Source organism: Amnibacterium sp. (genome assembly GCF_025463795.1).
Taxonomy (GTDB): domain Bacteria; phylum Actinomycetota; class Actinomycetes; order Actinomycetales; family Microbacteriaceae; genus Amnibacterium.
Genome location: NZ_JAODBE010000152.1, coordinates 22,763 through 35,276 on the forward strand (window position 1 = coordinate 22,763; position 12,514 = coordinate 35,276).

At 69.9% G+C, this 12,514-nt stretch carries 13 protein-coding genes and 1 pseudogene; 8 read left to right on the forward strand and 6 right to left on the reverse strand.

Annotated features, from left to right (window positions below; all coding sequences use genetic code 11):
* Nucleotides 1–357: 357 nt before the first annotated feature.
* Entirely contained in the window at nucleotides 358–774 is a 417-nt protein-coding gene (locus tag JWQ92_RS12980) for a hypothetical protein (protein WP_297344880.1), read from the reverse strand.
* Nucleotides 775–922: 148 nt separating this feature from the next.
* Nucleotides 923–1,585: a transcriptional regulator gene (locus JWQ92_RS12985; RefSeq protein WP_297344881.1), complete on the reverse strand. Its 663-nt coding sequence runs from the start codon at nucleotides 1,583–1,585 to the stop codon at nucleotides 923–925.
* A 92-nt stretch (nucleotides 1,586–1,677) separates the two neighbouring features.
* Here JWQ92_RS12985 and JWQ92_RS12990 point away from each other — a divergent pair, with 92 nt between their 5' ends.
* The 5 genes and pseudogenes from JWQ92_RS12990 to JWQ92_RS13010 all read left to right on the forward strand — a co-directional run bounded on the left by JWQ92_RS12990 (nucleotide 1,678) and on the right by JWQ92_RS13010 (nucleotide 7,131).
* Complete coding sequence (locus tag JWQ92_RS12990) at nucleotides 1,678–2,904, forward strand: NAD(P)/FAD-dependent oxidoreductase (RefSeq protein WP_297344882.1); 1,227 nt, start codon at nucleotides 1,678–1,680, stop codon at nucleotides 2,902–2,904.
* Nucleotides 2,904–4,019, forward strand: coding sequence for a transaldolase (gene tal / locus JWQ92_RS12995; RefSeq protein ID WP_297344883.1), 1,116 nt, complete (start codon nucleotides 2,904–2,906; stop codon nucleotides 4,017–4,019). The genes JWQ92_RS12990 and tal overlap by 1 nt, the downstream gene beginning before the upstream one ends.
* 26 nt (nucleotides 4,020–4,045) lie before the next feature.
* Nucleotides 4,046–4,627 (forward strand): annotated as a pseudogene (gene ribA / locus JWQ92_RS13000) (GTP cyclohydrolase II); the annotation flags it as partial.
* Between the two features lie 134 nt (nucleotides 4,628–4,761).
* Entirely contained in the window at nucleotides 4,762–6,246 is a 1,485-nt protein-coding gene (locus JWQ92_RS13005; RefSeq protein ID WP_297344884.1) for an FAD-dependent monooxygenase, read from the forward strand.
* Between the two features lie 504 nt (nucleotides 6,247–6,750).
* Entirely contained in the window at nucleotides 6,751–7,131 is a 381-nt protein-coding gene (locus JWQ92_RS13010; protein WP_297344885.1) for a hypothetical protein, read from the forward strand.
* A gap of 132 nt (nucleotides 7,132–7,263) precedes the next feature.
* Here the strand turns inward: JWQ92_RS13010 and JWQ92_RS13015 are convergent, their stop codons facing one another.
* Nucleotides 7,264–7,632, reverse strand: a complete 369-nt coding sequence (locus tag JWQ92_RS13015; RefSeq protein ID WP_297344886.1) for a VOC family protein — start codon at nucleotides 7,630–7,632, stop codon at nucleotides 7,264–7,266.
* Between the two features lie 159 nt (nucleotides 7,633–7,791).
* A complete protein-coding gene (locus JWQ92_RS13020; RefSeq protein ID WP_297344887.1) occupies nucleotides 7,792–8,337 on the reverse strand; it encodes a GNAT family N-acetyltransferase in 546 nt (181 codons plus the stop codon).
* A 307-nt stretch (nucleotides 8,338–8,644) separates the two neighbouring features.
* On the opposite strand from JWQ92_RS13020, the gene JWQ92_RS13025 reads away from it, so the two are divergent.
* Nucleotides 8,645–8,779 carry a hypothetical protein gene (locus JWQ92_RS13025; RefSeq protein WP_297344888.1) on the forward strand — a complete coding sequence of 45 codons (135 nt, stop codon included), beginning with the start codon at nucleotides 8,645–8,647 and terminating at the stop codon, nucleotides 8,777–8,779.
* Nucleotides 8,780–9,809: 1,030 nt separating this feature from the next.
* Here JWQ92_RS13025 and JWQ92_RS13030 read toward each other — a convergent pair.
* Nucleotides 9,810–9,998, reverse strand: coding sequence for a hypothetical protein (locus tag JWQ92_RS13030; protein ID WP_297344889.1), 189 nt, complete (start codon nucleotides 9,996–9,998; stop codon nucleotides 9,810–9,812).
* A 581-nt stretch (nucleotides 9,999–10,579) separates the two neighbouring features.
* On the opposite strand from JWQ92_RS13030, the gene JWQ92_RS13035 reads away from it, so the two are divergent.
* Both JWQ92_RS13035 and JWQ92_RS13040 read left to right on the forward strand, forming a co-directional pair.
* Nucleotides 10,580–11,284, forward strand: coding sequence for a GAF and ANTAR domain-containing protein (locus JWQ92_RS13035; protein ID WP_297344890.1), 705 nt, complete (start codon nucleotides 10,580–10,582; stop codon nucleotides 11,282–11,284).
* Nucleotides 11,285–11,351: 67 nt separating this feature from the next.
* Nucleotides 11,352–12,122, forward strand: coding sequence for a GAF and ANTAR domain-containing protein (locus tag JWQ92_RS13040; protein ID WP_297344891.1), 771 nt, complete (start codon nucleotides 11,352–11,354; stop codon nucleotides 12,120–12,122).
* Between the two features lie 131 nt (nucleotides 12,123–12,253).
* Here the strand turns inward: JWQ92_RS13040 and JWQ92_RS13045 are convergent.
* A partial coding sequence (locus JWQ92_RS13045; protein WP_297344892.1) for an ATP-dependent DNA ligase occupies nucleotides 12,254–12,514 on the reverse strand: 261 nt, incomplete at its 5' end.

Consider the following 12,514-nt stretch of genomic DNA (forward strand, 5'->3'; position numbering starts at 1 on the left):
AGGCGTCGACCGTCCGCGCGAGGCGGATCCGCTCAGCGAGCCACCGGGGCGCCCAGCGCGGACCGCGACGGTGGACGAGTGCGGTGACCACGGCGCCGGCGGCGCCCGAGCCGTGGGCGAGGAGTGCGACGCGGCCCACCGCCGCCCGGTGGAGGCGGAGGCGGCGACGAGGCCGTCTGCGAGATCGACCCGAGCTCCCCGTCTCACACCCCCTGCCGGTCGAGGAGGCGCCAGGTGGCCACGAGCTGTCCGAGCAGAAGCAGGACGAGTGCGAGGTCGTGCTGAAGGCCTGAGCGACCCGTGACGGTGGGAGCCCGGCCACGGGCTCCCACCGTCCCGGTGCTGAGGGGGCCCGACTCACCGGGCTCGCGGCATGGCCGTCGCGCGGCCGGAACCGACGAGGCCGGCCGCGCGGGCCAGCACGGCGCTCGTGATCGCGAGCACGACGATCGCCACCGCGTCGACGACGACCGTCTGCGGAACCAGGGTGAACGTCCAGTGCTCGTGGATGCCGAACAGCCCGACGGTGAGCGCGAGCAGCAGCGCGAGCAGGCTCGCAGCGGCGAAGAGCAGCCCGAGCACCGCCGCGGCCGGCAGGAGCCGGCCGCGGAGCACCAGCAGCGCGATCCCGAGTCCGAGACCGGCGACCGCGTTGAGCAGGAAGGGCGCGACGAGCAGCCCGCCCTCCCCGTCGAGCACGAGGAAGAGGTGGATCCCGCCGATCGCGAGGAGCAGGATCGCGCTCGCGATCCTGAGGGTCCAGATGAACCGCACAGTCCGACTCCTTTACCGCTCGGGGCTTCACCGGCCGGAGGCCCTCACCTGGACGACGGATCAGGGCACCGGAAGGTTCAGTGCACGGCGCGTCGTCGGTGGGAGCGCCCGGAAGCGCCGGTTGCGGACCGGCGAGGCGCGCCGACCCTCAAGCTTCGACCGATCGCATCCGGACGCAGCAGGCCGTCGGGTCCGGCCTGAACTCGGCACGCTCGGGATCCTCACCGGCGCCCCGGAGAACGCCCTGCAGCAACGCGTGGTTCACGGCGCAGATCGTGGTCGTGTGGCTCCTCGCGAGCTGATGGAACGGGCAGTTCGTCAGGCGCTGCCACCGGCCGTCCTCGACGGGTTCGTAGCCGCCTCGCTCGAGCGCGTCGTCGACCGATCGGGTCGTCCGTCCGATCTCCACCCCGCGCTCGAACGCAGCGGATGCGAGCTCCGCGCGCAGCGGCGCCTCCTCGCCGGCCCGGTCCACCACCGTGGCGAGGATGTCCGCTGCGAGCTCGTAGTGCCGTTCGGGCACCGACGCGCCCAGTTCCTCCAGCACGACGCGATACAGCTTCGCGGGCCGGCCCGCGCCGGGTCCGGTCCGGTCCGAACGACGCCGGAACTCGACGGCGAGCAGGCCGACCTCGACCAGGCGGTCCAGGCGGAACGCGGCGCTGGAGCGCGGCAGGCCGAGCGCCTCGGCGACCTCGTCCCGGCCGACTGCACCGCCATCGGCGGCGACGAGAGCGAAGCACCTGCGGTCGACGGGGTCCTTGAGCGCGGCCAGCGCCGCGAGACGTGCCTGCTGCCCGTCGATGGTCATGCCCCACCCTACTTCTAAAAAGAGAATCCTTGACTATAGAAGCGGACCGATCTACCGTTCCGACAGGCCGCACCCGTCCGACGGAGGATCCCATGGTCGCGTCACACGTTCTCATCGCCGGAGCCGGACCGGGCGGGGGTGCAGCGACGAGAGGTCTGCGCGAGCGCGGGTACGAGGGGCGCATCACCCTCGTCGGCCGCGACCCGAACCCGCCGTACCTCCGCCCGGCGCTCTCGAAGCAGTTCCTCCGGGGCGAGGCCGACCTCGCCGCGGTGCTCCTCGATCCGGCTGGATGGCTCGAGGACCACCACATCGAGACGCGCTTCGGTTCCCGGGTCACCGACATCGACCCGAGGAACGGGACCGGCCGCCTGGAGGACGGCACGACCGTCGACTCCGACGCCGTGATCCTCGCCACCGGGTCCCGCCCCCGGACCCTGCCCGTCGACGGCATGGAGCTCGACGGCGTGCACACGCTCCGGAGCATCGACGACGCGGCCGTGCTGCGGGATCGGCTCGCGACAGGGGACCAGCGGGTCGTGATCGTCGGGTCGGGCTGGATCGGCATGGAGGTCGCCGCGAGTGCGCGCCTGCTCGGCGATTCGGTGACGGTGCTGATGCGCGACCCCGCCCCCCTGTCCGGCGTGCTCGGCCGACGGCTCGGCGAGCACGTCAGGCGCGTGCACGAGGAGCACGGGGTGGAGTTCCGGTCCGAGGTCGCGGTCGACGGCTTCACCGGCGCGGCCGGACGCCTGACCGGAGTGCGCGTGCGCGGCGCCGGCGTGGTTCCTGCGGACCTCGTGCTCGTGGCCATCGGTGCGGCTCCCGATCTCCGGCTGGCCGAGCAGGCCGGGCTCCGCATCCGAGACGGCGTCCTGGTGGACGCGCGGATGCGCTCGAGCAGCGACCGGATCTGGGCGGTGGGTGACATCGCCGCCGTGCTGCATCCCGTGGCGAACGTCCGCGTCCGGAGCGAGCACTTCTCGAACGCGCTGCGCGGCGGGGCGGTGGCCGCGGACGCCGTCCTCGGGGGTTCGGAACGGTACGACGACGTGCCCACGTTCCTCAGCGCCCAGTACGACGTGAAGGTGCGGTTCGCCGGCTTCCCGCCCCTGATGACCGACGCCGATCCCGTCGTTCGCGGGGACATCGGATCAGGGTCGTTCACCGCCGTGTGGCTCGTCGACGGTCGCCCCGTCGCCGGGGTGCACGTCAACGACCCGGACCCCGACGGGGCCCTCCCGGCCCTGATCCAGCGCGGCCGGCCCGTCGACGCGCGAAGACTCGCCGACGCCCGCATCGCCCTCGAGGAGCTGTGATGACCGAGACCGCTGCTCGCACGCTGGTCCGCCGAGGCGTCAGCCTCTGGCTCGACGACCTGTCGCGGGACCGCATCGTCGGTGGGGGCCTGCAGTCGCTGATCGACGGCTTCGGCGTCTCCGGCGTGACGACGAATCCCACCATCTTCGCCGCCGCGCTGGCCCGTTCGACCGCGTATGGCGCAGCCCTCCATCGCCTCGCCGAGCAGGGGGTGCCCGCTGCCGATGCGGCCCTGCAGCTGATGACGGAGGACGTGGCCGCCGCCGCTGACGTCCTCGCGCCCGTCCACGCCGCCACGGACGGCGCCGACGGGTGGGTGTCGATCGAGGTCGGCGCCGACGTCGCCCACGACGCGATCGCAACCGTCGCCGAAGCGCGGCGCCTCCATGCGCTGGTCGCCAGGCCCAACGTCTTCGTGAAGATCCCCGCCACACGGGCCGGGCTGGACGCGATCACCGCCGCCATCGCCGAGGGCATCAGCGTCAACGTCACCCTGATCTTCGGGTTGACGACGTACGGCCAGGTCGTGGACGCCTACCTCGCCGGGCTCGAGCGGGCCGCCGAACGCGGGTTGGACCTGCACCGGATCCGGTCGGTCGCCTCCTTCTTCGTCTCACGCGTCGACAGCGAGGTCGACGCGCGCCTCAGCGCGGTGGACTCGATCGCCGCCGCCGAGCTCGCGGGCGCCGTGGCGATCGCCAACTCGCGTCTCGCGGTGGAGACGTTCGACGAACGGTTCGGATCGGAACGCGCGGTCCGGCTCCTCGAGCGCGGCGCTCATCCGCAGCCGCTGCTCTGGGCGTCGACCGGCGTGAAGGACCCCCGGATGCCGGACACCCGCTACGTCGACGCACTCGCGACACCGGGCTCCATCATCACGATGCCGGAGGCCACGCTCCGCGCGGTCGCCGATCACGGCCGGCCCGGCGACCTCAGAGACCTCAGTGCCGACTCCGCCCGGACGGTCCTTCGACGACTGGCCGACCTCGGCGTCTCCTACGACGACGTCGTCGAGACGCTCGAACGCCGAGGGATCGAGCAGTTCGAGCGGTCCGGCAGGGAGCTCCTCCGCACCGTCGATGCCGCGCTCGCGGGCGCCCGGGACGCCGCATGAGCACCGCCCTCCGGGAGGACGCGACCGCCGCCGTCCGGTTCGAGGTCGAGACCCGGATGCCCACCCGCCGGGGGGAGCTGCGGGTGCGGGCCTACCGCGACCTGGCCACCGGCGTCGACCACCTCGCGGTCATCGCCGACCCCCTCGGCCCGACGCCGCTCGTCAGGCTGCACTCCGAATGCCTCACCGGCGAGGTGCTCGACTCCGCCAAGTGCGACTGCGGGCTCCAGCTGGCGGCCGCCCTCGACGCCATCGCCGCTGAGGGCGGTGTGGTCGTCTACCTCCGGGGGCACGAAGGCCGAGGGATCGGGCTGGTGAACAAGCTCCGCGCCTACCGCCTCCAGGAGGGCGGCCTGGACACCGTCGATGCGAACACCGCGCTCGGACTGCCCGTCGACGACCGTGACTACGGATCGGCGGCCGCGATCCTCGCCGACCTCGCTGTGCGGCGAGTCCGCCTCATGACCAACAACCCCGACAAGCTCCGCCAGCTTCGGGACCACGGCGTCAGAGTCGTGGAGCGGGTGCCGGTGGTCGTCCGCAACGGGATCCAGAGCGACCGGTACCTCGAGACCAAACGCACCCGCATGGGGCACCTGCTGACCTGATCCCGGGCGCGGAGCGTCGATCCGCCCTCTCCTTCGAAGGTACCGCGACCGGGGGACCTTGCCGCAAGACCCGGGTCCGGCCGTACGGTGCTCGGTCGCGCGCCTTCGGACGGCGTCGCAGGGAGGTGGCCTCGATGGCGGACGTGGTGGTGGTCGGCAGCGGACCGACCGGGATGATGCTGGCCGGCGAGCTGGCCCTGGCCGGGATCGACGTCCAGGTGCTGGAGCGGCGCCCGACGGCCGAGCTGGCCGGTGCACGCGCGGGCGGGGTCCACTCGCGCACCATAGAGATCCTGGATCAGCGGGGGATCGCCGACCGGTTCCTGTTCGCGGGCCAGGTCGCGCAGACCGCCCGGTTCGGTACGACGACGCTCGACATCGGCGACTTCCCGACCCGGCATCCCTACGGGCTCGCCCTGTGGCAGAACCGGCTGGAGCCGATCCTCGCCGAGTGGATCGAGGAGATCGGTGTTCACGTCCGTCGAGGGCAGGAGGTCACCGGCTTCGTCCAGGGCGAGGGCGGCGTGGAGGTCGCGCTCGCCGACGGCGGGACCGTGCGCGCGGGGTACCTCGTGGGCGCTGACGGCGGCAGGAGCACGATCCGCAAGGCGGCCGGGATCGGCTTCCCGGGCTGGGGCGCGACCCGGAGCAACCTGATCGCCGAGGTGGAGGTCGCGGCGGAACCGCCGACGGGTCTGCGCCAGGACGAGCGGGGCGTGCACGGCCTGCTGCCGCTGGAGGACGGGCGGACGTATCGCGTCGTCACCACCGAGCAGCGGCTCGAACCCGCCGCGGAGCCGACGCTGGCCGACCTCAGCGAATCCCTCGTCGCCGTGTTCGGCACCGACTTCGGGGTGCACCATCCGACCTGGATCTCCCGGTTCACCGACGCCACCAGGCAGGCGGCGGCGTACCGGAACGGCCGGGTGCTGCTCGCGGGCGACGCCGCGCACATCCACTACCCCGCCGGCGGGCAGGGCATCGGGCTCGGGATGCAGGACGCGGTCAACCTCGGCTGGAAGCTCGCGCAGGTCGTGCACGGCGTCTCGCCCGCTTCGCTCCTCGACAGCTACCACGCGGAACGGCATCCCGCCGGCGCTCGGGCGCTGAAGCACTCGATGGCGCAGAGCGTCCTGCAGCGTCAGGACCCGCGGACCGCCGCCCTCACCGAGACCATCGACGCGCTGATGGTCCTGGACCAGCCCCGCCGCCAGGTCGCGGCCCTCATCCACGGGCTCGACGTCGCGTACGACCTCGGCGCCGGCCATCCCCTGCTCGGCCGCCGCATGCCGGACCTCGACCTCGTCGCCTCCGGCGGGCCGACGACCGTCTTCGCCCTGCTGCGCGACGCCCGCCCGGTGCTGCTGAACCTCGCGGCGCCGGGCTCCCTCGAGATCGAGCCGTGGCTGGAGCGGGTGCGCCTGGTCGACGCGCGATTCGAGGGCGAGCTGGAGCTCCCGGTCATCGGCCCGTGGCCCACCCCGGCCGCGGTGCTGATCCGCCCGGACGGGCACGTCGCCTGGGTGGGTTCGGGCACGGATCAGGGGCTCGCAGACGCGCTCACGACCTGGTTCGGTCCCGCTTCTCCGGCGGGATCAGGTCACCAGGCGGAGACCTGACAGAGGGGAGCGGCCTCCGCCTGTGCAGTCCGGCCGGTCCGCCCACGGCGGAGAGGCCAGGCGGGAGAACGCGAGCACCCCCGGGGAACGACCGGGGGTTTCAGGAGTGGCTCCGACCGGCGTCGATCCGGTGACCTTTCGATTTTCAGTTGTCTGACGCCGTATACGCGCGTTCTTCCTCGATGACAAAACACCGTCTGGTCGGCCAAAACGCGCGAAGTCGGTTACAGGCATATGTCGATCATTGCCCACAGGTGTGGGCAAAATGTGGGCACGGCAACCTGCGCGGAGCCGGCGTGAGGTGGTGATGTATTAGGACATCGCTGACACTGCCCTTGGTCAGAGGGTTCGGGGGTGTCGTCCCCGTGACGCGGCTTCCCTGGGCGATGACGCGTCCGCCTGCGCAGGAGGCGGTATCGCCATTTTCGCTGGCGTCGTGCTGGTCCTGGGTGCGCGATGGAATCGCCCCGGCGGGACCGGCCGGCCCAGCGGTATCGTCGGTTCATGGCGAGCGCTCTGGAACGGTGGATCGCCAGCTACGTGAAGGCGTGGAACTCGAACGAGCCTTCCGACATCGAGGCGCTGTTCAGCGAGATCTCCGAATATCGCTCCTACCCCTGGGCTACACCCGCGATCGGACCGCAGGCGATCGTGGCGCTCTGGCTGTCCGGAGCCGACAGGGCCGGCGATCACCAGTTCACCTGGCATCCGCTCGGCGAAGACCGCGGATGCCACTTCGTGCAGGGCCGAACCGTCTACTCCGACGGCCGTGTCTACGAGAACCTGTGGATCGTCGGCCTCGATGCCGAGGGCCGTTGCGACCGATTCACGGAGTGGTACATGGAATCGGCATCCAAACCACTCGGGCCCGGCGCCACCGGCTGATCTCCCGGCCGGTACGCGGGAGGCAGGGCGGCGCCCTTACGGCATTCCAGGGACCCCGAACAGGCTGCTGCTTTCCCTACCTGCGGCAGTCCCCGCTGCCGCCGACGCTGCCACTCGAGGGGGTTCGGACCGCTAACGCTCGTTGGGCCCCTCAAACCAGACGGTGATACCGGAGGGCGCGAGCACGCGAACCAGTCGCGTCCGGAACCGGTCGCCCCCCTCCTCCACCTCCAACTCGTACTCCAGGTCGTTCTCCTTGCAGGTGTCGAGGATGTGGTCGAGTTCGGCCGTCGACTCGACCTCGAACTGCCAGCGCAGGCCGCCACCGTAGGGCGGCTGATCCGTTGACGCGCGTTGCAACCCGATGACGGCTTCCCCGTGACGAATGGCGAGGAAACCGGGGAACTCGTCGCCTTCGTAGTGACGCTCGAACCCGAGCAACCCGTAGAAATCTCGCTCTGCATACTGATCCGGGACGAACATGATCGGGTGCAACCGCATTGCACGATCCTCACCGTGCCCCTGGGTGCAGTCAACTTCGGGGCGCGTCGCTCACAGGGGCCAGCGGTCGCGAGTCGACGGAAGGCTTATCTGAAGCGTTGATTGCGGGCCCGAGTCTTGGCGGACATCGCTCGGGAGGCGCCTGTAATGGCAGCTATGTCAGATGGGAGTCTCGTCTGCTGGGTAAGTGCGATCGGTGAAGGCAAGGCGGGGTAGGCCGTCTTCGGGGTCGGCGAGTTCCCCCCGGTTTTGGAGGCCCGCTCTCTCGGCGACGTGGATTGAGGGTGTGTTGGTCGGCGTTATCCAAGCGATGATCGTCAGCAGTGGATCCTGCTTCTGGGCAGCGGCGATTGCGACCTTCGCGAGCTCCGTTGCGTAGCCCTTGCCCTGTGCGGAAGCCGCGACGCGCCAGCTGAGGTTCCAGTAGCCGGCCGCCCGACGTTGCGCGCCACCTACACCGACAAGGGCGCCATCTAGCCGGTCCCAGGCGACCCAGTAGCTCAAGTCGCCAGCGGTCCAACGCTCCTCACTTCGTCGCAGCCATTCGATGGTCTGGTGGATCACCGCATGACGGGACTCAGGCTCGAAACACCACCCAGCCGGGTCAGACATGAGCGGGAAGAGTGCGACCGTGTCGGACACCGTGGTCGCGGACAGGGATAGGCGTCGTGTCGCGGTGGGTTGATCGCGACCGGGTGCTGTCACTCCCTAACCGTAGGCCAGGTCATCGAGGAGCATCGGTCAGTGCCAGTGGCGGGAGATAGCCACCGGCGTTCGCCGCCGACATCGAGCAACTGCTCGATTCGATCCGACATCAGGAGGGCCCTCGGTCGATGTCGAGCATGGTTGAAGCAGCCGAGTCGTTGGTCCGACGCAGCGGGGATGACGACTTGGATGCGTTCCATCGGTGGCTTGACGCCAACGCGCAGGCCCTGGTCGGTCAGCAGCTGCTCATCGCCAACGTGCACGCGCAGCAGTCGCCCGCACTGAAGCTTCCACGTGTATTGCGTGAGTGGGTGAACCGGGTGGGGTTCGTGACCCGGCGCAGGCGGTGGCCTGGTTGAAGGAAGAGCATCCCGGGCTGCTCCGTGCATGGCTGCTGAATCAGGTGCAGGACCTCATCAGCGAACAGCTCGCCGATTCATGACCGGACGCAGGCGCTGACCGCCGGTCGCGGCATCGGGTGAACCCCGTCACCGTTCAGTTCGGAAAGGCCATGGCGATTCCGGGGTATCTCAAAGCTGCCCCGCGCCGGGTGGGGCCGTCGTGCGCGGAGGTCCGCGATGGTGTCGGCTGGTAGCCGGAGCAGCGCCGCGGAGTCGGCTCTTGAAATCCCGTCGTCCGCGAGTTGCCGGACGACCTCTCCGACGACTTCGGGGAGGTGCTTGAGGGGGTGTTCTTGCTGGAGTCTTGCGGCCTCGCCGAGCCCAGATGCGACGCGCACCGAAGCGGGCACGTTGACAAATCTGGAGGGTGTCGGAAGCGGCGAGATGTGGGGTCGGTCAGCGGCGATGCGGATGGCCTTGCTGAGGTTGTGCCTCAGCGTCACCAAGTCCTTCCCGCAGGTGTGCGCGCCGTCTAGGTTCTCGACATCCGCGACCCAAGCGCTGTGCGCTCGGCTGACCTTGATCGTGTAGATCGTTGCGACCTTTCGTGCCGGTGGCGTTCGACGGTAGCGGCGGGGTTGCGGGCGGGGAAGGGGGGCCGAACGGGCCGGGTTTGCCCGGGTTTCGGCCGCTCGAGATGAGGAACTCGTAGGTGGACCATTCCTCACGCGGCTTCTCGGAGGCGAGCAACGGTCTCCGTCGGGACCCCGTTGCCGGAGCGGCGAAGGGGCGGCGCTGGAGGCGTTGGTGACAGCGGCGGCAGGGCGGGGGGTCCGAGGCTGCGTGCCAGGAACGCGCTGACGGTTCCGTCGCTGCCGCGGAACTGGCCCGGATGCCGGGAGCCGATGTGAGTGCTGGCGCGGCTGCAGACCGTGCCGCGGACCAGCCAGCCCTGGGTCGCGCCGCCCGGCCCGAGGAGCCGGTCGGAGAGTATCCAGATCCAGACCAGCCCCGGCCGGTCGAAGGCCGGCTCAACCGTCGCAGCTCTTGTCGTCTCCGACGAGCGGGCTGTGGCTCCTGCGGAGAATCCCCTGGAGCGGCGGGCTTGGATGACGGCGGCGGTGAGACGCATCAGTGGCCATCGATCGCTTCGCGGGCACCGCCGATGATGGTGCCGTCGGGTAGGACCGGCGGTATTTTGGCCCCTCTGGGTTCGGTGGGGGGACTCGTGGCGCTGCCACGGGCCGCCCGCGACTGGTCACCACCTTCCCCGTCGAAGTGCCCGACGGGTGAGCTGTAGGCAGACTTGTTGTTGACCATGAGGGGCTCCTCCACGCAGCGACGGATAAATCCGTTGCCGGGGTCCAGAGCAACCGGAGCAATCTACCCACCGACACGGTGACGGACGTGAACCTCCAGCGAAAGGTCAGCGGCTGGAACCACGGCCGTCCACCGTGATGCGCGCCGGATGCGCTTCGTGGGCGGCGAGTGCGCCTCTGGGCCGTCCCGCGGACCGGTGCGGCGCCGCGGTCCCGTCACCGCACTCCAGGCCACGCAACTGGGCACGAACCCGCGGGGCGATCAGAGGCGGACCTGCTGCATCGGGACCTCGCCGACTACGACCGCGCCTTCTCTGTCGCTCTCGGCGACGGACACGTCGTCTGCGGCGACCGCCGACGCCGCGAAGCAGATCGCCTACCTCTCCACCGCCGTGAAAACACCCCGAATCCGTGACAGCGCGGCCCGGCTGGCGGACCAGGCTCGCGGGGCGGGCTGGAGCGACGAGGACTCGGTGACTGCAAAGCGGGGTGTGACACGGTGCTCGTGAGCCGAGATGCCTCGTGGGGAGAGGTTCAGGCCGGGCGGGAGGACGTCGGCGCCGGGTGTACGGTGCGCTGGTCATGGCGGACGTCATGAGTTTCAGCGATGAACACGGTGCGCAGGACGCGGCCGATGCTGATCCTGGGCGCGCGTTGTGCCGCATGTTCATCGATGCGCTTCCGGTCGCGGGGGCGTCGATCTCTGTCGTCACCGAACGCGGGAGTCACTCCGTCGTTGGGGCGAGCGATGCTCTGGCGGTCAAGCTGGAGGCTTTGCAGTTCGAGTTGGGTGTGGGGCCGCATTGGGAGGCCTTGCGAACCGAGGGGCCGGCGTTCCTCTGGGACGCGGCCGACATGGCGGGGCCCAACGCCTGGCCGACGCTGGCGCTGGAGACCGTCCGATGCGGGGCTGGGGCACTATTCGCCTTGCCTCTCCGTCTCGGTGCGGCGACTGTGGGAGTGGCGGACCTGTACAGCCGCTCGCCAGTCGAACGATGGTCGGACGAGATGATCGATGTGGCCCAAGATCTGGCGCTGAGCGTGGCGGGGCGGGCGGTGCGCCTCGCGACTCGCTCCGCTGAGGCGGCAACCAGCAGGACGGGGCGGAACGCCGTCGAGTTGCGACGTGAGGTGCATCAAGCCACTGGGATGGTGATGGTGCAACTCGACTGCAGCGCCAGCACCGCGCTGCTGCGCTTGCGCGGGCAGGCGTTCGCCTCCGGCGTTCCCCTCGCGGGGCTCGCGCGTGAGGTCATCACCCGCCGGTTCGACTTCGGGCAGCTGTGACACCGATTTCAAGTGCAGACACCATTTCTCAGGTGCAGACGCACCATTGAGCAGGAGGCAAGTGGCCATGGACAGCGCAACCCGCGAGGCTCGAACGAGCGCGGCATTCGTTTCGCTCACCAACACGCTCGTGTCCGACTTCGACCTCGTCGAGCTGATGCACACGCTGATCGACGCTTGCATCGACCTGCTGGACACCGACGCCGGCGGTCTGCTGCTGACGGACGCGAACGGGGACCTGCAGCTGATGGCCTCATCGGTCGAGGACGTCGATGTCGTGGAGGTCGTTCAACTCGCTGCGGAGGCAGGCCCGTGTTGGGACTGCTTCACGACTGGTCAAGCAGTCACCCTGGGCGACATCGGAAAGGGCGGCGGCCCGTGGCCGGAGTTCCAGCGCTCGGCGCTCGAAAGGGGCTACCGGTCCGTGCACGCCACACCGATGCGCCTGCAGGGCCAGACCATCGGCACCATGAACCTATTCCACTCCGCGGTAGGAGCATTGAACGAACGGGACATCGCCCTCGCCCAGGCACTTACCGACGTCGCCACCATCGCGATCATGCAGGAACGCGGCACGCGGCAACTGCGCGACCTCAGCACACACCTTCAAGGGGCGCTCGATAGCCGCATCGTCGTCGAGCAGGCGAAGGGGCTGATCGCCCAGTCCTTGAACTGCGACATGGATCAGGCGTTCACAGTCCTCAGGAACCACGCCCGGTCCACTAATCAGGCCCTGCGGAGCGTGGCCCGTGCAGTGGCCGAGCGACGCCTCGTGCTCACCGCACAACACCAAGCAGCGGCGCTGCGGGGCGACTCAGCCCGGAAGCGTCCTGTCTGACGCAACACCGCCTCCCCAACGACCGTCCCTGCAGGCCGCAGAGTGGCTGAAGGTAACTGAAGACCGGTTCGCATTCTGATTGCTTTCCTCCCTGTCGGTGAGGAGAGGCCCGCGGGACGGGCAGCAGAACGTCAGGTGTCTGCGGGTGACCCGGTTTCGGCAGGCTCGGGTGTTATCCGGAGGCCCCCGGGTGTGTTGGAGAGCCGGACGAGTTCTTCCACCCACGCCCGGTTGAGGCGCGGCTCCCTGCTGCCGGCGAAGTCGAACTGGAGCGGGATTGAAGGGTTGATCCAGACGGAGCTGTGGCCGTGTCCCGCGGCTGCCGAGTACTCCCACGAGAAGAGGAAGCTCTCTCCCCGCCGGATTTTGGCCAGGATCACGACCTTCAGGTG